Annotated in this window: 22 protein-coding genes and 1 riboswitch; of the genes, 7 read left to right on the top strand and 15 right to left on the bottom strand. The window is 40.4% G+C overall.

The genetic code is table 11. From position 1 onward, the window contains the following. Positions 1 to 375: 375 nt before the first annotated feature. The 6 genes from ADH52_RS07710 to ADH52_RS07685 all read left to right on the top strand — a co-directional run bounded on the left by ADH52_RS07710 (position 376) and on the right by ADH52_RS07685 (position 4,650). Positions 376 to 696 (top strand): hypothetical protein, encoded by a 321-nt coding sequence (locus ADH52_RS07710; RefSeq protein WP_049510819.1) that lies wholly within the window; start codon positions 376 to 378, stop codon positions 694 to 696. After that, positions 696 to 1,781: an AAA family ATPase gene (locus ADH52_RS07705; protein WP_049510817.1), complete on the top strand. Its 1,086-nt coding sequence runs from the start codon at positions 696 to 698 to the stop codon at positions 1,779 to 1,781. Before ADH52_RS07710 ends, ADH52_RS07705 begins: the two co-directional genes overlap by 1 nt. Further along, a complete protein-coding gene (locus ADH52_RS07700; RefSeq protein ID WP_049510816.1) occupies positions 1,781 to 2,392 on the top strand; it encodes a hypothetical protein in 612 nt (203 codons plus the stop codon). Before ADH52_RS07705 ends, ADH52_RS07700 begins: the two co-directional genes overlap by 1 nt. Before the next feature lie 121 nt (positions 2,393 to 2,513). Beyond that, positions 2,514 to 3,113 (top strand): replication protein, encoded by a 600-nt coding sequence (locus ADH52_RS07695; protein WP_049510815.1) that lies wholly within the window; start codon positions 2,514 to 2,516, stop codon positions 3,111 to 3,113. Further along, positions 3,104 to 3,367: a helix-turn-helix domain-containing protein gene (locus ADH52_RS07690; protein WP_018364576.1), complete on the top strand. Its 264-nt coding sequence runs from the start codon at positions 3,104 to 3,106 to the stop codon at positions 3,365 to 3,367. The genes ADH52_RS07695 and ADH52_RS07690 overlap by 10 nt, the downstream gene beginning before the upstream one ends. A gap of 65 nt (positions 3,368 to 3,432) precedes the next feature. Next, positions 3,433 to 4,650, top strand: coding sequence for a site-specific integrase (locus ADH52_RS07685; protein ID WP_049510814.1), 1,218 nt, complete (start codon positions 3,433 to 3,435; stop codon positions 4,648 to 4,650). A gap of 106 nt (positions 4,651 to 4,756) precedes the next feature. Here the strand turns inward: ADH52_RS07685 and rpsI are convergent, their stop codons facing one another. The 15 genes from rpsI to ADH52_RS07610 all read right to left on the bottom strand — a co-directional run bounded on the left by rpsI (position 4,757) and on the right by ADH52_RS07610 (position 19,378). After that, positions 4,757 to 5,149 (bottom strand): 30S ribosomal protein S9, encoded by a 393-nt coding sequence (gene rpsI, locus ADH52_RS07680; protein WP_000075964.1) that lies wholly within the window; start codon positions 5,147 to 5,149, stop codon positions 4,757 to 4,759. A gap of 18 nt (positions 5,150 to 5,167) precedes the next feature. After that, on the bottom strand, positions 5,168 to 5,614 hold the full coding sequence (gene rplM, locus ADH52_RS07675) for a 50S ribosomal protein L13 (RefSeq protein ID WP_001044624.1): 447 nt from the start codon (positions 5,612 to 5,614) through the stop codon (positions 5,168 to 5,170). Between the two features lie 215 nt (positions 5,615 to 5,829). Further along, entirely contained in the window at positions 5,830 to 7,029 is a 1,200-nt protein-coding gene (locus ADH52_RS07670; RefSeq protein ID WP_049510813.1) for an ABC transporter permease, read from the bottom strand. Then, complete coding sequence (locus tag ADH52_RS07665; protein WP_000895284.1) at positions 7,026 to 7,919, bottom strand: ABC transporter ATP-binding protein; 894 nt, start codon at positions 7,917 to 7,919, stop codon at positions 7,026 to 7,028. Before ADH52_RS07665 ends, ADH52_RS07670 begins: the two co-directional genes overlap by 4 nt. 234 nt (positions 7,920 to 8,153) lie before the next feature. Continuing rightward, the gene (gene pheT, locus ADH52_RS07660; RefSeq protein ID WP_049510812.1) at positions 8,154 to 10,559 is read right to left on the bottom strand and encodes a phenylalanine--tRNA ligase subunit beta; all 2,406 of its coding nucleotides are present in this window, start codon (positions 10,557 to 10,559) and stop codon (positions 8,154 to 8,156) included. Between the two features lie 76 nt (positions 10,560 to 10,635). Next, positions 10,636 to 11,145: a GNAT family N-acetyltransferase gene (locus tag ADH52_RS07655; protein ID WP_049510811.1), complete on the bottom strand. Its 510-nt coding sequence runs from the start codon at positions 11,143 to 11,145 to the stop codon at positions 10,636 to 10,638. After that, the gene (pheS, locus tag ADH52_RS07650) at positions 11,145 to 12,191 is read right to left on the bottom strand and encodes a phenylalanine--tRNA ligase subunit alpha (protein WP_049510823.1); all 1,047 of its coding nucleotides are present in this window, start codon (positions 12,189 to 12,191) and stop codon (positions 11,145 to 11,147) included. The genes ADH52_RS07655 and pheS overlap by 1 nt, the downstream gene beginning before the upstream one ends. A gap of 310 nt (positions 12,192 to 12,501) precedes the next feature. Beyond that, positions 12,502 to 12,921, bottom strand: coding sequence for a chromosome partitioning protein ParB (locus ADH52_RS07645; protein ID WP_049510810.1), 420 nt, complete (start codon positions 12,919 to 12,921; stop codon positions 12,502 to 12,504). A 27-nt stretch (positions 12,922 to 12,948) separates the two neighbouring features. After that, complete coding sequence (locus tag ADH52_RS07640) at positions 12,949 to 13,599, bottom strand: phosphatase PAP2 family protein (protein WP_049510809.1); 651 nt, start codon at positions 13,597 to 13,599, stop codon at positions 12,949 to 12,951. After that, positions 13,589 to 14,152, bottom strand: coding sequence for an ECF transporter S component (locus tag ADH52_RS07635; RefSeq protein ID WP_049510808.1), 564 nt, complete (start codon positions 14,150 to 14,152; stop codon positions 13,589 to 13,591). Before ADH52_RS07635 ends, ADH52_RS07640 begins: the two co-directional genes overlap by 11 nt. Before the next feature lie 163 nt (positions 14,153 to 14,315). Beyond that, a riboswitch (FMN riboswitch) is annotated at positions 14,316 to 14,550 on the bottom strand. A gap of 59 nt (positions 14,551 to 14,609) precedes the next feature. Further along, the gene (locus tag ADH52_RS07630; RefSeq protein ID WP_000181383.1) at positions 14,610 to 15,113 is read right to left on the bottom strand and encodes a tRNA (cytidine(34)-2'-O)-methyltransferase; all 504 of its coding nucleotides are present in this window, start codon (positions 15,111 to 15,113) and stop codon (positions 14,610 to 14,612) included. A gap of 192 nt (positions 15,114 to 15,305) precedes the next feature. After that, a complete protein-coding gene (locus ADH52_RS07625; protein ID WP_049510807.1) occupies positions 15,306 to 16,136 on the bottom strand; it encodes an energy-coupling factor transporter transmembrane component T family protein in 831 nt (276 codons plus the stop codon). Beyond that, entirely contained in the window at positions 16,121 to 17,803 is a 1,683-nt protein-coding gene (locus ADH52_RS07620; protein ID WP_049510806.1) for an ABC transporter ATP-binding protein, read from the bottom strand. The genes ADH52_RS07625 and ADH52_RS07620 overlap by 16 nt, the downstream gene beginning before the upstream one ends. Before the next feature lie 168 nt (positions 17,804 to 17,971). Beyond that, the gene (locus ADH52_RS07615; RefSeq protein ID WP_049510805.1) at positions 17,972 to 18,514 is read right to left on the bottom strand and encodes an ECF-type riboflavin transporter substrate-binding protein; all 543 of its coding nucleotides are present in this window, start codon (positions 18,512 to 18,514) and stop codon (positions 17,972 to 17,974) included. A 15-nt stretch (positions 18,515 to 18,529) separates the two neighbouring features. Then, entirely contained in the window at positions 18,530 to 19,378 is an 849-nt protein-coding gene (locus tag ADH52_RS07610; protein ID WP_049510804.1) for an SAM hydrolase/SAM-dependent halogenase family protein, read from the bottom strand. A gap of 187 nt (positions 19,379 to 19,565) precedes the next feature. On the opposite strand from ADH52_RS07610, the gene trkA reads away from it, so the two are divergent. After that, positions 19,566 to 20,915 (top strand): Trk system potassium transporter TrkA, encoded by a 1,350-nt coding sequence (gene trkA, locus ADH52_RS07605; protein WP_049510803.1) that lies wholly within the window; start codon positions 19,566 to 19,568, stop codon positions 20,913 to 20,915.

Below are 20,915 nucleotides of genomic sequence, written 5' to 3'. Positions count from 1 at the left end.
TGTTGCTTGTTGCTTGTTGCTTGTTGCTTGTTGCTTGTTGCTTGTTGCTTGTTGCTTGTTGCTAATGGTATCAAGTTCATAGTCTCCTTGTAAATGTTTTCAACAAGTCTATTATACCATGAACAGTTGCATAAAAAAATTTAATACATTAAAAATCAAAAAATAACCTATCAAGTCATTTTTGAAGTCATTTTGAAACATGATTCTTAGGAAATTATTTCAAACCCCTTGTCTCATCAAATCTAATCATAGTGACTTATCAAGTTATATATTTATATCCCAATACGGATTAAAATGAAAATGTCCTTAGCTAAGACGGTCACGCTCACGACTTAAAACGGGTATCATCTAAACATCTATTCGGAGGAATTAAATATGACTATTAAAACAAAACATAGACAAAGTGGATACTCTGTCGCAACTGCATCACAATATGTAAATCCTACAAAACCTATTCATAGTTTGAGTACGGAACTTGAGCCACAACAACTTTTTGAGGATGGAAAGCCTACTGGCGAAATCATCGCTTATAAGGCAACCTTCATCCAAGAAGGACTCGAACCGTTCCAAGTTAAGTTTGAAGACAAAATTAAGCTACCTGATTTCATGAGTTTGATTCAATTCGATAACCTTCAAGCCGTTGAAGTACGCTATAACGTTTACTTTAAAGCTGATGGTATTAAGGAGGTCAAATAATGGTGTCTAAAACAGATGCCGTCTTGCAATCATACTTGCTCCAGAGCCTTAATATGGCTCTTGGAGCCTTGATGCAAGGCGAAACAAGTTATACAAACAGTTTTAACATTGTCATTCAAGAGGACGGTTTCATCTTCATCCCACGACTTCCCTGCGCCTATATTTTAGACGATGAGCTCTATAATAAAATCTTCTTGATTGCTAACGCATCCCTATACCCACATTATACATTATTGAAGCAAAATGCCACATATTTCGTCCCTCTGAAAACAGATGATATTCATGTTCAGCGAGGACTCTTCTTTCCGTGGAAGATGGGAATTTCAAAACGATTGGTCATTCCTGACCTTGATAGATATACAACAAGTTTGCCCAAAAATCAAATTCCAATTATGGAAAATTTTACGCTTAATCTTGATAAGGTCAATCACATGGCAATCTGTGGAAATAGTGGTTCGGGTAAGTCCTATGCTCTCACCTATTTACTGAGTGTACTCAAACATCAATCTGATTTAATTATCGTAGACCCAAAGTTTGACACACCTAGTCGTTGGGCTCGTGAACATCAAATTGCAGTGCTTCACCCCGTTGAAAATCGCTCTAAATCCGACTTTGTATCAGAAATCAATGAGAAATTAAGTCAATGTCTAGAACTGATTCACAAACGTCAAGCAATCCTATACGAGAATCCACGTCATGAATTCAGCCATATGACAATTGTGATTGATGAAGTTCTTGCATTATCCGAGGGAGTCAATAAGACGATTAAAGAATCGTTTTTCTCACTCTTATCTTCTATCGCACTTCTCGGACGTGCTACAAAACTTCATTTGTTACTTGTTTCACAAAGATTCGACCACACTACGATTCCCATTTCTGTTCGTGAACAACTTAATGTCCTCATCCAGATTGGCAACATTAACAAGAAGACAACACAATTTCTATTCCCTGACCTCGACCCAGAAGGTATTGTTATTCCTATTGGGCATGGAACAGGTCTGATTCAAGTGATTGATAACGAACATCCTTATCAAGTGCTTCCACTACTATGTCCAACATATTACACAAAGAAAGGAATTCTTTAATGATGAAAAAATCTTACTTCATGATGACATTCAACCTCAATATCAATCTAATTCTAGTTTCATTTCTAGCAGGATTTATAGGATGGTCTCTGGATTTTCTATCAAATCAGTTTAAACTAAATCCTCTCAGTTTTTTTGACCTCTCCCAGTTCAATGGCTATTTAGATTTAGGAAGCAAATATTCTTATACAGCAATGTCCTTCCTTTTATTTACACTATTTGTTTCTGTAATATTTGAAATTCTGAATCGATTTCGATTTGATAGTTTATTCAACTATTTTAAGTCCGTATACTTTACATTCAAACTTCGTCAGTTTTTAACGCAACGTGAAAAATCAGAAAAAGTAACAACGATTGACAATCAGAATATAACTACCTTCAATCCCATAAATAGTAGTTTTAATCACTGTGCACATAAGAGTATCGTAGACATACGAAAAGATGATGTGACGGTTTTTGTCAAAGTCCCTAGAGACCAGCAGGGGCAAAAAATTTTGGCTGACATGACCTCTCAACTGAAAGAAGAGGTTTCGAGTCAACATCCTGACTACTACTTTTCAGCACCTAATCGGATTCGTAATAAGCTATGGTTAGTTGGTAAAAAACGATAAAAAGGGGCTATGGCTTGCGTTAAGCAGTAGCCAGATAGCCCCTTCTAGCATTTTCCAAGATAATTGGGGTTACTACGACCCCCAATTATCCTATAATCAGTAATCAGAAAGGCGTATCAAAATGACAAAAGAACAACGCTCTAGCAAGTGGACATTCCTTTTTTACAAAGAAAGTGCCCCTGCTGACTACCTTGAAGTTCTTGAAGAACTACACATCCCCTTCGTCCTGAGTCCTTGGCACGATAAGGATATTAATCGACAAACTGGGGAACTGAAAAAATCTCACAAACACGGAGCTTTCTTCTTTGATTCTCTCAAAAGTTATAAACAAGTTTCTGAGCTAATCAAGGACAAGTTGAATGGCCCTGCTCATGTAGAAATCGTACAATCACCCAAAGGACTTTTTGACTACTTCATTCATGCCGAAAATAAGGAGAAAACTCAATATGATATAGATGATATTGAAGTTGGATGTGGTTTTAATCTTGATAAATTTCTTGTAGAAAATAACTCAGATGATTTCATGCATGAAGTTGTGGATATTATTGAGCGGAATGACTTCACAGAGTTTGAAGAACTCGTCTGGTATGCACGAGCTAATCACACACCACTTCTTGGACTTATCATTGAGCGTACCTACTTTTTTGCTAAGTATTTGGATTCACGTCGATGCAATCCAATGAGAAACCAAGATAAGAAGGAGGATAATAAATGCAAGTGATTCTTCCTGATGAACAGATTCATCAGATTCAACTATTGCTATCAAACCTTATCCAAAAAGAAATTGAACAGCAAATAGAAAAAAATACTTTAAGTTGTCCCTATTTGAACAAACAACAGACTTGCGACTATTTAGGAATTTCCAACAATACTCTTGATTCATGGATTCAAAGGGGGCTTCCATCAATCAAAATTGGAAAAACAATTCGATTCCACAAAGACGCTATTGACCGCTGGCTAAACAGTAACAACTAGAAAAATCAAGATTTTTATTTTATAATGGTCATGATATTTTCTGGTTCGATATAAAGGAGAATATCATGACTATCAGTAAGACAAAAAACGGAACTTACCGCTTAAAAGTCTATATACCATTAGAAGCACGAATGCCTCTTGGTATCGTTAACAATAACTATTATGATAAGAGATTTAAAACAAGAAAAGAGGCACGACAAGCAGAGATAGACCTACTGACGAAGCTAAACCAAATTGAAGATAACGTCTTTTCGGGACTAGGAAAAGAAGATATTCTTTTCTCGGACTTCTATACTAATATTTGGTGGGAATCCTACAAAGCAGGACAAACTACATCTACTTCGAAGCCACCAAGCAGGTCAACAATTGCTAATACCAAAACATGTTTTGAAAAGCATATACTACCACTTCTTGGCAACTATACGATTCAATTTTTAAACCAAAATAAACAGGTTATTCTAAATTTGATGACGGCAAAAGCCAACGAATATGCCAACTTCAAAACTTTACGAAGTTACGTTATTTCTATTTTTGATTGGGCAGAAGAACTTGAATATATTGAAGCAAATAGAGTTGCAAAAACTTTAAGACGAATTAAGGCTGTTAAAAAAATTCAACTTGCAGAATCAAAACGTGATGAAGATTTATATTTAACTCATGAGCAACTCCAAGAATGGTTCTCAGCTTTTAAAGAAGATTTAGAAAACGATAAAATATCACTCAAAGATTACGTCCTTTTCTATCTCACTTTTTTCCTTGGAGATAGAAAATCAGAAACATATGCTCTCCAGTGGAAACATATCGACTTTTCAAAATCTCAGATTCAGTTAATTCAGGCTTTAGATAGATATGGACAAGTAAAATCTACCAAAGGAAATAAAAAAACTATCTTTTCTATTTCTAGCGACTTGCTTCAACTTCTAACCTTATGGAAAAAACAACAAAAATATGAACTAGCAAAGTTTGGTATCATCACTAATCCAGAACAATTCATCTTCACTTACATAGATACCAGAGGAAATATCAATAAACCTTTACACTCTGACTATCTCAATAATAAGATGAAAACTATCAGAAAGCGACACCCAGAGCTTACACACGCTACACCACATAAACTACGTCATACGGGAGCAACACTCGCTAAACAGGCAGGAATGAGCTTAGAAGCTATTTCCGAAGCTCTAACACATAGCGACACAGGTACAACACAGATTTATGTCAATACTTCTAATGTAGTCCCTATGGCAGTCGGTGAATTTGCTTTAAAGTCTCTAAAACAATAAGGTTAAAATAAGGTAAACTTTGAGGTGAACTTTTTCAAAAAACATAAAAAAAGCACCCATGAGGTAAACTCTTGAGTGCTTTGAAACGTTGATATAATCGTGTTGATTAACGTTTTGAGAATTGTGATGCTTTACGAGCTTTCTTAAGACCTGGTTTCTTACGTTCAACTTTACGTGAGTCACGTGTAAGAAGTCCTGCGCGTTTCAATGAATCGCGGAAGTCAGGGTCTACTTGAAGAAGGGCACGAGCGATACCGTGACGGATAGCTCCTGATTGACCAGCGTATCCACCACCTACAACGTTAACGAAAACGTCGTATGAACCTGCAGTTGAAGTAACTGCGAATGGTTGGTTGATTACAAGACGAAGGTCAGCGTGTGGGATGTACTCTTCAACATCTTTTTTGTTAACAGTGATTTTACCAGTTCCTGGAACAAGGCGAACGCGTGCAACAGCGTTTTTACGACGTCCAGTACCTGCATATTGTGCTTGTGACATACTTTATTGTTCCTTTCCTTAGATAAGTCCTGAAATATCAAGAACTTCTGGTTGTTGTGCAGCGTGAGTGTGCTCAGCTCCAACAAATACTTTCAACTTCATACCTTGAGCGCGTCCAAGAGTATTGTGTGGAAGCATACCTTTAACTGATTTCTCGATCAAACGTACTGCATTTTTAGAACGAAGTTCACCTGCAGAGATTTGTTTCAATCCACCTGGGTGGTTTGAGTGAGTGTAGTAGATTTTATCAGTTGCTTTTTTACCAGTCAATTTAACTTTTTCAGCATTGATAACAATCACAAAGTCACCTGTATCAGTGTGTGGTGTAAATGTTGGTTTGTTTTTTCCGCGAAGTACGCTAGCAACTACTGCAGAAAGACGTCCAAGTGGTACATCAGTTGCGTCAACTACGTACCATTTACGTTCAACTTGGCCTGGTTTAGCCATAAATGTTGTTTTGTTCATGATTTCTCCTATATATAGTTCGATTTTTGTTTACGGTGATGGGTGTTCCTTCCCATCGAAAAGTATTTGGAAGGTTCCGGGGCCTTTCAAATGGGGTAAACAATACCGCCTACTATAATACCAAATTTCACCCCTAAAAGTCAATAGATATGAAAAATATTTTTCTGAATTCCACTCTTTTTATCTCTAAAAAACCTCGCTTTCGCGAGGCTCTTCTATTTATAAGATAAGGCACGTTTAAAGGTTTTCCAAGGACCTAAATCATCTGTCTGCAGAACGAGACTAGCATACATACGTCCGATAAAGACTGTTGCAATTACTGCAAAAGCAATCGTAATCGCAAGCGAAATCCAAGCTTCTAGGCCATTTGCATAACCATTAATAGCTCTAAACGGCATGAAGAAAGTCGAAATAAAGGGAATATATGAACCAATCTTCAATATGAGATTGTCACCAGCTGCACCTAGAGCTGTCACTCCAAAAAAACCACCTATAATCAAAATCATCAAAGGCGACAAGGCTTTTCCTGAGTCCTCAGGACGAGAAACCATAGAACCTAGGAAGGCTGCTAAAACAACGTACATAAAGAGGCTAACCAAGACAAACAATAAGGTGTTGAGCGAGAAAGCTTCTCCTATATGGTTTAAAATACCAGATTGTGCCAAGATTGGTAGGTCTTTAAAGAGAAGAATGGCAGCAAGTCCACCCACGACGTAAATGCCAATATGGGTCAAAATCACAAGAAGCAGAGCCAGCATGCGAGCGTAGAAATAATGACTAGCTCGGATACTAGAGAAGACCACCTCCATGATTTTGGTTCCTTTCTCGCTAGCCACTTCCTGAGCAGTGACACTAGCATAGGTAATCAAAATCATATAGAGGAAGAAACCAAGCCCTGCGGCCGCAATGGTTTGAATCATTTTTTTATTTTCCTTGGATTCATCAATTTTCTCCGTAAAGTTAACTGTTTGTCCCAAGCGTTTTTCCTGTTCTTGTGACAAATTGGCTGCCGAACGATTGAGTTGATCTTGAAGCTCATTTAACTTGCTCGTTACTCCTAGCTTAATAGCAATCTCAAGGGAAGTTTCACCGTGATAAACTGCCTTCAAGACACTATCCTCTTGGTCAATGGTCAGATAGCCTTTTAATTTTTCATCCTTGATAGCAGCTTGGGCACTGGCTTCATCCTGATAATCAAAATTGAGACCATTGGTAGATTTAAGACTGTCTGTCACAGCTGGAACAGTGCTGACTACTGCTATCTTGCCACTCTGAGCCATAGAAGATCCTTGGAGATAGCCAATTCCTACAGATAAGGCTAAAAAGAGGAACGGCGAAATCACCATAAAGAAGAAACTCCACGATTTGACATGTCGAAGATAGGTTTCCTTCATTACAACCCACATATTTCTCATACTTCCACCCCTGATTCTAGTTTAAAGATTTCATCAATTGTTGGCGCTTGCTGGTCAAAGGTTGCGATGTATTGCCCCTGAGTCAAGATTGGGAAGAGTTCCCTTCCAGCGCTCTCATCCTCTAAGATCAATTTCCAACTGCCTTGTTTGGTCAAACTTACCTGCTTGACATGAGGAAGATTTTCCAATTCTTCCTTGCTTCGTTCACTTGAAACAAAGAGACGCGTTTTCCCGTATTGATTGCGGACATCCTGAACTGGTCCATGCAAGACCACACGGCCATCTCGAATCATGAGAATATCGTCACAAAGCTCCTCGACGTTGGTCATGACATGGTCAGAAAAGATAATGGTTGCCCCACGTTCTTTTTCCTGAAAAATGACTTGCTTGAGCAATTCTGTATTGACCGGGTCCAATCCACTGAAAGGCTCATCCAAGATAATCAAGTCTGGCTCATGAATCAGAGTAATAATGAGCTGAATCTTCTGCTGATTTCCTTTTGACAGACTCTTGATTTTATCAGTCAGCTTCCCTTTCACTTCCAACCTCTTCATCCATTGAGGGAGTTTTTCCTTGATCTCCTTGGCATCCATACCTTTTAGAGTCGCCAAGTAACGAACTTGTTCAAGGACTGTCAATTTAGGCATGAGGCTGCGTTCTTCAGGCAGATAGCCAATCCGAGCGTAGGTCTCTTGTCGAATATCCTGATTATCCAGACTAATTTCTCCTTGGTATTCTAAAAACTTCAAAATACTGTGGAAAATCGTTGTCTTCCCAGCACCGTTTTTCCCTACTAATCCCAAAATACGACCTGGTCGTGCTTGAAAGTCAATACCAAACAAAACTTGCTTGGGTCCAAAACTTTTCTCTAGACTTCTTACTTCTAGCATCTTTCACCTCCGAAATGTCTTGCACTCATTATACTCCTTTTTGATAGCCTTTACAATGATTTCTGTCCATTTTATCATCCTCATTTTAGTAAAAAATCTTAGGGTACTTTGAGTTATGAGTACATTATACAGTGCTAAATTCTAATTTATCTCTTCTGTTCCTCAACTGTCTATTTTTGATCCTGAATGGTTATTTGAAAAGCAAAAATCCACCCCAAAGGATGGATTGATACTTTAACGTACTTCTGCATTGACTTTTTCTTCAAGAGACGCTTGGATTTTTTCCATATAGCGTGCGACTTCTTCATCCGTTAAGCTATCTTCTGGATTTTGGAAAGTCAAGCTATAAGCCATTGACTTCATACCAAGTCCCAATTTTTCGCCTGAGAAGACGTCAAAGAGTTTGATATCTGTCAAACGTTTCACGCCGGCAGCTTGGATAGCGTCCACAACTTCTTGGTGGGTCACTTCTGCCTTGAGAAGGAGTGCAACGTCACGGCTGACTGCTGGGAATTTGGTGATTTCCACAAATGGAGCAGCTGGTTGAAGGGCAGCTTCGATGGCTGAAAGGTTGAGCTCAGCTACATACGTTTCTGGAATATCGTAAGCCTTAGCAGTGACTGGATGCACTTGGCCAAGGAAACCAAGAACTTGGTCACCGAGTGAAATCATAGCTGTACGACCTGGATGAAGGCTAGCGATTTCAGATGTTGCTGTATAAGTTACTTGGAGTCCCAAACGAGCAAAGAGGGATTCAAGGATTCCCTTAGCATAGAAGAAATCAACTGGAACTGCTGCTGTTTGGAAATCTTTTTCAGCAACCAAGCCTGTCAAGGCAAAGGCAAAGCTGTTGATTTCATTTGGAAGTTCTTCTTTTGGATTACCTGTTTGTTCAAAGACTTTTCCAATCTCGTAAAGAGCCAAGTTTTTATTCTTACGAGCCACGTTGTAAGCAACTGTATCTAGGATACCAGAAATCATATTTTGACGGAGGACAGAACGGTCCACAGTCATGGGCCACATAAGTTCTGTAAGGTTACTTGGTTGAGCTGTAAACTCAACTGCTTTTTCAGGAGTTGTTAGAGCGTAGGTGATGATTTCTGTCAAACCTGCCCCTTCAGCAATCGTACGAACTTGACGGCGGAGTTTTTGTGTAGCTGTCAATTCACCAGCTGTACCATCATCTTTTGGAAGGCTGGTTGGCAAGCGGTCATAACCATAGATACGAGCGATTTCTTCAAAGAGGTCTGCCTCGATTGTGATATCCCAACGACGACGTGGGACGCTGACTGTAAAGCTGTCTGCATTTCCAGAAAGACCAAAGCCAAGACGACGGAAGACGTCTTCTACATCCGGGTAAGAAAGTTCTGTACCAAGGACACGGTTAACATCAGCAAGAGTTGAAGAAACTTCCACATCAGAGATATCAAGCTCACCCGCTGAAACGATGCCTTTACGCACAGTCGCACCTGCAAGCTCTGCAATCATGCTAGCTGCCGCATCAAGAGCTTCGTTAACAGTTGCCACATTGATCCCTTTTTCAAAGCGAGAAGACGATTCTGAACGAAGGTTAAGGCGACCGCTGGTCTTACGGATAGATTTGCCATTGAAAACAGCAGCTTCAAGGACGACACGACTAGATCTTTCAGAGATTTCTGTTGCTTGACCACCCATAACACCTGCAAGAGCTACTGGCTTGTCTGCGACAGTGATAACTAGGTCATTCACGTCCAAGTCACGTTCTTCACCATCTAAAGTCACCAATTTTTCACCAGCACGCGCTTCACGCACACGGATGTCAGTCCCTTCAAAGGTATCCAAGTCAAAAGCATGCATAGGTTGACCAAAGTAGAGCAGGATGTAGTTGGTCACGTCCACTACGTTGTTAATAGGACGGATACCTTCATTCATAAGAAGGTTTTGCAACCATTGTGGACTTGGTGCGATGGTCACATTGTCCAAGATACGAGCTGCATAGTAAGGCGCCTTGTCTGTCTCAATACCCACAGAAAGAGCATCTGCTGCAGCTTGGTCAGTTTCTGAAAGAGTAAATTCTTTAAAGTTGACTGCCTTATCATAGATAGCTGCTACTTCGTGAGCCACTCCACGCATAGAAAGGGCATCCGCACGATTGGGTGTGATAGAAAGTTCGATGATTTCATCATCCAAGTCTAGATATGAGAGGACTTCCTCACCTGGAACGGCATTTTCTGGCAAGATTTGGATGCCATCTGCAAATTCCTTAGGTACAACTGAGTCAGAAATTCCCAATTCACCAAGTGAACAGATCATCCCAAGTGACTCAAGACCGCGGATTTTTCCTTTTTTGATTTTGTAGTTGTCAGCGATGCGAGCTCCTGGAAGAGCCACCATAACCTTGATTCCAGCACGCACATTTGGGGCACCACAAACGATTTGACGGGCTTCTTCTTCGCCAACGTCAACCTGACAAACATGGAGGTGAGTTTCTGGCACATCTTCGCAAGACAAGACCTCACCGACGACAATTTTTGAGAGACCAGCAGCAGGTGATTCGACACCTTCTACCTCGATCCCTGTAGTTGACATTTTTTCAGCCAACTCTTGTGATGGCACATCAATGTCCACCAATTCTTTTAACCATTTATAAGATACAAGCATAATTTAGTTCTCCAGAATGACAGTTGTCACCCTAGTTCTTTTCCTTTCCTATCATTTCAATAGAAGAATCATCTTCTTACCTTAATTTCTTTCTCAGTAACCAATCCGTATCTACTTTTCGACCAACCATAAAATGATGTTGGCTAAATTTTTCAAAACCATATCGATTATAAAATGCTTGAGCTTTTGTATTATGCTCCCAAACACCTAGCCAAGCCCAAGAAAAACTATTTTTGGTAGCAAGTTCAAGAGCGAATTCAAACAGTTGCTTACCTAGTCCAAATCCTTGAAATTTTTGTAGCATATAGAGGCGTTGAATTTCAAAAGCATCCTCTAATTCTCTCTCAGTCTGAGCACTTCCCCAGTTGACTTTGAGAAAACCAGCTATCTCCTCTTCATGCATAATGAAATAGGTTTCGGATTCTGGATTTTCCAACTCAGTTGACAAAACTCTCAGACTATAAGCCTCTTCAAAGTATTCCTGTAACTGCTCTTCCGTATTATCATGCGCAAATGTTTCACGAAAGGTTTGTTTTGCTATTTTAGCCAACACCTCAACATCTGCCATTTCTACTTTTCTAATCATTATTTAAACTGTTCTGAGAAGCGGACATCTCCTTGGTAGAATCCACGGATATCGTTGATTCCATAACGAAGCATAGCTACACGCTCTTGTCCAAGACCAAAGGCAAATCCAGAGTAAACAGTCGCATCGATACCACTCATTTCAAGGACACGTGGGTGAACCATACCGGCACCCATAATTTCGATCCAACCAGTTTTCTTACATACGTTACAGCCTTCTCCACCACACTTGAAGCAAGAAACATCCACCTCAACAGATGGCTCTGTGAATGGGAAGTAAGATGGACGCAGACGGATCTGACGCTCTTCACCGAACATTTTTTGCACAATCAACTGAAGGGTTCCTTGAAGATCAGCCATAGAGATATTTTTCCCAACAACTAAGCCTTCAATTTGGTGGAACTGGTGACTGTGGGTCGCATCGTCCGTATCACGACGGAAGACACGCCCTGGTGAGATCATTTTCAAAGGACCTTTTGAAAAATCATGGGCATCCATAGCACGCGCCTGCACTGGAGACGTGTGAGTACGGAGTAAGATTTCTTCTGTGATGTAGAAAGTGTCCTGCATGTCGCGAGCTGGGTGGTCTTTGGGAAGATTCATACGCTCAAAGTTATAGTAGTCTTGCTCTACTTCAAAACCATCCACGACTTGGTAACCCATACCGATGAAGATATCTTCGATTTCTTCACTAGTTTGTGTCAAAACGTGACGGTGACCAGTCGCAACTGGACGACCTGGAAGCGTCACATCGATACTCTCGCTAGCCAGTTGAGCCGCGACTTTCTTTTCTTCCAAGAGCTTAGCTGTTTCTTCAAAAGCAGCTGTCAAGACATCACGAGCTTCGTTGACGTGTTTCCCGATAATTGGACGCATCTCAGCAGAGAAATCTTTCATCCCTTTGAGAATTTCAGTAAGCGAACCCTTTTTACCAAGGACAGAAACACGCAAATCTTGCATCTCTTTTTCATTTTCAGCAGTAATCTGCTTCAAGCTAGCCAGCGTTTCTTCACGAAGCGCTTTTAATTGTTCTTCAATAGTTGACATAATTCCTCCATCAGTCTCTCGTAGATAAAAAGAAAACCACATGCCAAAAACTCCACTCGGAGCGTTGACACGCGGTACCATCCGTTTTCATCTGACAAGTCAGACCTTCATTTCTAAATCCATGCACAAGTGAATTCACCCAGCTTTCATATAGAGAGCTTGCAGTCACGGCTCTCCTCCCTGATATACTTCCCTTGAGTTACTAGTCTTGCAGATTTCTATTCAATTACTCATAGTTTATCAGATTTTGAGTTAAAAAACAAGTTAGATTAGACTAATTTCAGTATAAAAAGGAACAAGACACAATGCACTACCTATTTATAAGGCCTGTTTCATCTGCTTTCCTTTTCAATAAGAGAGTTGCTGCTTGATTAAAACCATCACACCAGTTATACCATTTTGCTTCATACTCATCTTGAGCTAAGATATGATTTTTTAAATCCAGAACAGAGTAAACCTTTCTTTCCTCACAGGCTTGCGCATAGAGATGATATAGTTCATCACCACCATCTCTATCCCACTCAGCAGAAATCGTATCCCGACCTGCCAATAAAGCCTGATAAGCCCTGTGATGTCCATCTGTAATCAACAAGTAATCTCCGAACGCAATAATACTGATTGGATCGACTTGGATTGTTTCTGCCGACTGGTAAAGCATCTGAATATCTTGCAACTTCTTTTCTGATAAGTATAGTTGAGTCGGATGAAGATCTGCTATATTGACTTTCATTTCTTTCTCCTCAAAGGAATTTGATACTCACTTCTGCTTGCCTTTAAATCGCCATTGGAAGCGGAGCTTGTCATAGAAGGGAAATTCGATAAACAATACTCCCAAGCCCACACAGAGACTGGCAAGAACGTCTGATGGATAATGAACTCCCAGATAGACCCTTGATACCAACACACTGACTAGGTAGAGACCAAGGACGATTTGCACGATTTTTCTCCAGACTGGATTTCTCATCCGTTGACTGAGAATCACAATCAAAGTTCCTACCATCAGCGTCACTGCTAGAGAATGCCCACTTGGAAAGGAAAATCCCTTCTCCTCTACCAAGTGTAAGATAGCTGGTCGTGGGCGCTGGTAGATATTTTTAAAGATCACTATTAAAAGACCTGCCAAAGCCAGATTTCCCAGCATGAAGAAACTTTCTATCTTCCATCGCTTACGATAAAAGACAAAAGCTGTAATGACAACCCAAGTGATAATCACTGGGATATCAATCAAGCGTGTGATGGCCCTGAAAAGAATAGTCAAGTAATCTGGCAAGTCTCCTCGAACGGCAGTCTGTATCGGTTGATCAAAACCGACCAGCGTTTCAGGGTAAAATTTGACCATGTAGCCAAGAATAACGAAAAGTAAAAGGGCAAAACTGCCCTTCATTAAAAATGTTTGTTTATCTCTCATAATGTTTTAAGGTTGGTTTCAAGAGAACATACAACAACCAGAATGAAACGGAAAAGATTACACCCTCAATCAAGTTAAAAGGCAACACCATAGTCATTAGGTAGTTGGAAAGTCCCAAAATTTTTCCAATATCAAAGTTAGCAAACTTAGCGTACAAAGGAACAGCATAAACATAGTTGAGAACCAACATAGCCACGGTTAAACCAATAGTTCCAGCTAGAGAGCCTAGTAGGAAACGAAGGGGTGTCCGTTCCTTTTTCCAAATCAAAGCAAATACGATGACAAAAACTCCTAAAGCTACGATATTCATCGGCAAGCCAATGTAAGTATTCACTCCTTGACTATTAAGAAGCAACTTCAAGAGTGAGCGAAGCAAGAGAATTCCTAGAGCAGCAGGCAAATCCATGACCACCAAGCCCACAAGGACTGGCAAGATACTAAATTCGATCTTGAGGAAGGACGCCGCTGGTAAAAGCGGAAAGTCAAAGTACATCAGCACAAATGAGATGGCTGATAAAATCGCAATGGTCGAAAGTCGACGTGTGTTTGTCATAACAGGTTCCTCCAATTTTCTATAAAATCAGAAGAAGTTAGAAAGGATTCCTCTATCTATTCTCACTTTTTATATCCCAAAAGTTCCCTCTCACTCTATTAAGGAAATTCAAGCAAGCGGTTACAGTTTAGCTATAAATCTATCAGAACAGACAAAGCTATTCTTTCGTCTTCTCCCATCCAGACTATACTGTCGGTTGTGGAATCTCACCACATCAGCTTGCGCTCGCGGACTTCTTTAAAGAGAAGGAAATAGAGATTTTTCTTTTAGACTAGGCGACAAGCTGTAGGCATAACTTCTGGTTAGGCAAAGCTTGTCAACAAAGTATAAAAGGAAAAGATCATTTCCTAGTTAAAGTCACCGCCGGTCGGGAATCACACCCTGCCCTGAAGACTCTTTTATCATAACAAAAAACGCTTGCAAGCGCAAGCATTTTGTTCATTTTCATTTTCATTTTTTATTTCAATTTATCCACTTCATAGGTATGAACAAGCTCAAGACCTGCAAAGTTCTGCTGGCGGAGAGCCTCATAGACAATCATGCAGACGGTATTAGACACATTGAGACTGCGGACATGTTCATCATTCATAGGAATACGGAGAGCTTTCTCAGGATGTTCTCGCATAAAGTCCTCAGGCAAGCCCTTGTCTTCACGTCCAAATAGAAAATAATGGTCTTCGTTAGTCGATAAATCCACATCAGAATACACTTTCTCAGCGAATTTAGAAATCAGATAGAGTTTTCCCTTCATCTGAGACATGAAATCCTCTAAACTCTCGTAAAAATAAATCTCTAGCTTATCCCAATAATCCAACCCAGCTCTCTTCATCTTGCGGTCATCAATAGGAAAACCCATAGGCTTGATGATGTGGAGGGGAGAATTGGTCGCAGCGCAAGTACGCGCGATATTGCCTGTATTTTGTGGAATTTGAGGTTCAAATAATACAATGTGATTTGTCATGACTTGCTTCCTTTCACCATTGCAAAAAAATAGCCACACTGCCCGGAGTCAAGCTCAGCAAACAGCGTGGTTAAGGCATCGTTAACTTACCTCACAACAGGTTTGAAGTAAATCAGCGAAACTACTTTCTTAGTATAACACTTTCAGAATCATTGTCAATAGAAACGACTTGATTTTTTCAATTTTTTCAAGCTATTTCCAAGGGTTGTAAAATCGTCCCTGATTCTGCAAGATAAGTAGTAAACTAGCTACTAAAAACAAGGCTGCCAAGATCAAGGTAAGATAGTCTCCTTTTTTCAAGGCCTGATAACTATACCAAGTACGTTTTTTCTCTTTCCCAAAACGGCGAAGCTCCATGGCTGTCGCGATGGTATCAATGCGTTCTAGCGAGCTAAAAATCAAGGGCGTAATAATGAGCAGATTGCCTTTGATTCGTTGCATGAGAGAAGCTTTCTTAGATAATTCCATCCCACGCGCTTCCTGAGACATCTTGATGGTAAAGAATTCTTCCTGCAAATCTGGAATATAGCGCAAGGTCAGGCTGACTGAATAGGCAATCTTGTAAGGAACACCAATTTGATTTAAACTGGAAGCAAACTGACTAGGATGGGTTGTCATCAAAAAGATAATAGCCAGAGGAATTGTGCAAAGGTACTTAATAGCCAAATTTAGCAGATAAAAGAGCTCTTGACTGGTCAGAGTGTAGACACCGATTCCCTGCCAAATCACACTTCTCTCTCCGTAAAGTCCAACCCCATACTCGGGAGAAAAGAGATAGACCATCAAGACGTTTAAAACGGCAAATACCGTCGCAAAAACTGCTACAAAAGAAACATCTTTAAAGCGGATTTCTGACAAATAGAGGAGAAAAACCGAAAAGATAGAAATCAGAACAAGCAGTCTGGTATCATAGCTAATCATGGCAGCCAATGATACGAGAATGAAAAAGAGGAGTTTACCAGCGCCTGACAAGCGATGAATCACAGTATCTCTATGCTGGTAACCAATTAATTTAGCTTGCATCCTTCTCTCCTTTCTTTGTAAAATGCCGTTAAAGCAAGCGGATCCACGTCTAGTTTTTTAGCCAAGTTGAAGATTGAAGTTTCTTTTAGATTGGCTTTTACTAACAGCTCAGGATTGCTCAACAGACTAGCTGGATCAGTATCAGCAATCAATTCCCCATCCACCATGACAAGGGCTCGGTCTGAATAATCCAGCATCAATTGCATATCATGGGTAATCATGACAATAGTATGACCTTTTTGATGCAACTCTTCGAGAAATTCCATAATCTCAGTATAGTTCTTCTGGTCTTGACCTGCAGTTGGTTCATCTAAGAGGATAATTTCAGCTCCTAAAACCAAAATCGAGGCAATAGTGACACGTTTTTTCTGTCCAAATGACAGGGCAGAAATAGGCCAATTACGGAATTCATAAAGACCACAGATTTTTAAGGTTTCATAGACTCTCGTTTCAATTTCCTGCTCGTCTACACCTCGCAAACGAAGTCCCAGAGCCACCTCATCAAAAATCATATTGCTTGAAATCATTTGATTAGGATTTTGCAGCACATAGCCTACTCGTTCCGCCCGCTCTGCAACAGAATCTCCTTTTATATCCTGTCCTGCCCAAAGATAGCGGCCTTCCGTCTGAATAAAGCTACTTAAGGCCTTAGCAAGGGTTGATTTCCCTGCTCCATTTTTTCCGACAATGGCAATCTTTTCACCCTTTTTAATATCCAGATGAATGGATTTTAAAATCGGTCTATCATCATAAGAAAAAGACACGTCCTCTAATCTAAAGAGTGACTGCAATTCTGGGGTTTCTTTTACCAGTTCCGTCCGCAACTGAACCTGGCCTTTTGAGATAGACAAGTTATCCAGATCTGCTAATTGTTCTTCCTTGACTAAATCCACACCCAATTGACGGAGAGTCGTTAGATAAAGGGGTTCCCGAATTCCATTTTGTGTCAATAAATCAGTCGCTAGTAACTGGTCAGGACTCCCATTAAAGAGGATACGACCATCGTTTATCAAGACAATCCGATCCACAGGGCGATGCAGAACATCCTCTAAACGGTGCTCGATAATAAGAGTCGTCGTCCCCTCCTCCTTATGAATCTGATCAATCAATTCGATAATATCCTGACCTGACTTGGGATCTAGATTGGCGAGTGGCTCATCAAACAAAAGAATCGGACTCTCATCAATCAAGACACCAGCCAGACTGACTCGCTGCTTTTGTCCACCAGACAAATCCTGAGGACGCTGATTCAGTAAAGAAAGAAGGTCCAGCTTTTCAGCCCATTTATGAACACGACTTTTCATGTCATCTAGAGCTGTCACGTCATTTTCCAGAGCAAAAGCCAAGTCCTCTGCCACGGACAAGCCGATAAACTGCCCATCTGTATCCTGCAAAACCGTGCTGACCAGATGAGACTTATCATAGATACTCATATCAAAGGCTGCTTGCCCCTTGATCAAAAATTCTCCAGACATCTGACCCTTGTAAATATTGGGAATAATTCCATTCAAACACTGACCCAAGGTAGACTTGCCTGACCCAGATGGGCCAACAATTAAGACTTTCTCTCCCTTATAAATAGTCAAGTTCACTCCTTGCAAGGTCGGTTCTTGTTGCGTTTCATACTGGAAAGAGAAATCCTTCCACTCAATTATAGCTTCTTTCATCTTACTCTCTTCATTCGCTTCTTAGACTTCTATTTTATCATAAATCAAGCCCTTCTTGCAGTCTCTTCTCGTAAAATCTTAGCGTCAAAAAGAGTCCTATCATAGCTTGCTTGCCTAACTAATCAATAAACATCGAAAAAGACTGGTTTCCCAGCCTTTTCCTTTATGTTAATCCTTTTTCAAACTTCCTGAACGAGTCTGCGTACGTGAATAAGCTAGCAAGAGAAGGGTACCTGCGATAGCTACAGTTACAGCATTACCAATACCTGCAACAATTCCTTGGGCAAATACTTTTTCTGCCGCTTCATGATAAATCGCAACATCTCCAAGTGGTGCCAAAACACCCCAAACAAGAGCATTTGCAACAATCTGAATGAGGTTAAAGAAAACAATATCCTTCAACTCAAAAACACCCTGTGTTACTCGAATGTATTTTCTAAAGAGTCCTACAGCTAGACCAAAGAGACCGCTAGCGATAATCCAAGTCCACCAAAGACCTCCTGAAACAGCATCTTTCACTGCATGTCCAATTAATCCTACAAATAGACCAACTACTGGCCCAAAAATGATAGACAAGAGGCTCTGCAATGCATACTGAAGCTGAATGTTTGTATTTGGAACAGGTGTCGGAATGCTTATCATCCCGATGACAACAAAGAGCGCAGCTCCAACACCGATAGCAACAACTTGTTTAATTGATTGATTTTTCATCTATATTCTCCTATTTTATGATTCTATTTTCTTTATTTCAATGGTCCAAGATGAACCGACGCCCACATTATAAGCCTTGGCAAAAGAACCTTGGTTGATAGCCAGACCTAAACGATAGAGAGAGTTGATGTAAAGGATGGGTTGACCAATTCTCACATCTGCAAATGATTTGCCATAAACAACCTGATTTTGATAGACCAGCATATCAGCGTGATAGATAGTCACCTCAAAACGGTCACCGAATGCTGGTTCCAGTTTGTAAAATTCTTCTCGCGTGATCGAGGTCCAAAGCGAACCAAAACGCACATCCAGAATATCAATAGCTCCCTTCACTAGATGATCTTCTATGATGGTCTCTACGACTGGAAGTTCCACAATCTGATCCACACTGAGCTCTGGTCCCACTTCCTCAAAACTAATGTGACCGCTGGCTAGTTTAGCACCAGTATAGGCATAGACATCACGACCGTGGAAGGTATAAGAATGCTCTGTGTTTTGACGTCTATTGGCTACTTCAGAAATTTCACGAATAGCTACAATGCCAACGTGTTTCTTAATAAAAGAAAGCGTTCCATTGTCTGGTGTGACAATGTATTGATTTTTTGCAGTCTTCGCAACCACACTCTTACGTTTCGAGCCGACACCTGGATCGACAACCGATACAAAAGTCGTTCCCTCAGGCCAGTAACCCACCGTCTGAAAGAGACGATAGCTCCCCTCAAAAATATTATAAGGCGTAATATCGTGCGTCAAGTGATGAATTTTTAAGGTTGGAGACTCTTCTAAAGCCACTCCAATCATAGCCGATACCGCACCATCAACCAGACCAAAGTCTGATTGTAATACAAGTAAATTATTATTCATTTTATCTCCTTATATATCTTTTATCATACCATATTTCAGAGAAAGTCGCTAATAGCTATTTTAATTGCTTAGGGTATAGTTTTACCTTATAGCAAAATTTTACTAAAAGCTCTTGTTATTAGCTAGTAGGTGCATTTTTTCTTGAAAAAAGGTATGATAGTTACATAATGAAGAAGTAGGTTTTATTATGAAAATTATCCTTGTCGGAGGGGGGAAAGTTGGTTCTGCCCTCTGTCGCTCCTTGGTTGCAGAAAAGCATGATGTTTTGCTGATTGAGCAAGACGAAGCTGTCCTCAATCATATTATTAATCGCTTTGATATCATGGGTATCCTTGGTAACGGGGCCGATTTTACCATCCTTGAGCAAGCCAGTGTCCAGGATTGTGATATCTTTATCGCCCTGACTGAATACGATGAAGTGAACATGATTGCAGCCGTTCTAGCCAAAAAAATGGGAGCTAAAGAGACCATCGTTCGGGTGCGGAACCCTGAATATTCTAACTCTTATTTCAAGGAAAAGAATATTCTCGGTTTTTCTCTTATCGTTAACCCTGAGCTCTTGGCTGCCCGCGCTATCGCGAATATCATTGACTTCCCCAACGCCCTCTCTGTCGAACGTTTCTTTGGTGGACGGGTCAGCTTGATGGAATTCACTGTTAAATCCTCTAGTGGTCTTTGCCAAATGCCCATTTCTGATTTTCGGAAAAAATTTGGCAATGTCATTGTTTGTGCGATAGAAAGGGATCATCAAATTATCATCCCAAGCGGTGACATGACTGTACAGGATAAAGATAGAATCTTTGTCACTGGTAACCGTGTTGACATGATGCTCTTCCATAATTATTTCAAGTCTCGTGCCGTGAAGAGTCTTCTTATTGTTGGAGCTGGTAGAATCGCCTATTATCTATTAGGTATCCTCAAAGACAGTCGTATCGATATAAAAGTCATTGAAATCAATCCCGAAATCGCCAGCTTCTTTAGCGAGAAATTCCCAAATCTCTACATCGTTCAAGGAGATGGTACCGCAAAAGATATCCTGCTGGAAGAAAGTGCTCAAAACTATGATGCCGTTGCGACTCTAACAGGAGTCGATGAGGAAAATCTGATTACCTCTATGTTCCTTGACAGGGTAGGTGTACAGAAAAATATCACTAAGGTCAATCGTACCAGTCTCCTCGAGATTATCAATGCGCCTGATTTTTCAAGTATCATCACACCTAAAAGCATCGCTGTAGATACAATCATGCACTTTATTCGTGGTCGAGTTAATGCCCAGTATTCAGACCTTCAAGCCATGCACCATCTAGCAAATGGCCAAATCGAAACCCTGCAATTCCATATCAAGGAAGCTAATAAAATGACTGCCAAACCTCTTTCTCAACTCAAACTGAAAAAAGGGGTTCTTATTGCAGCTATCATTCGAAAGGGCAGGACTATTTTCCCTACAGGGGAGGATATGCTGGAAGTCGGAGACAAGCTCCTAGTAACAACCTTGTTGCCAAACATCACCAAGATTTATGACTTGATCGCGAGGTAA

This window comes from Streptococcus pseudopneumoniae, from assembly GCF_001072665.1.
Lineage (GTDB): Bacteria > Bacillota > Bacilli > Lactobacillales > Streptococcaceae > Streptococcus > Streptococcus pseudopneumoniae_S.
Note: the sequence above shows the minus strand (reverse complement) of the source record. Positions and strands in the feature narration are given on the sequence as shown.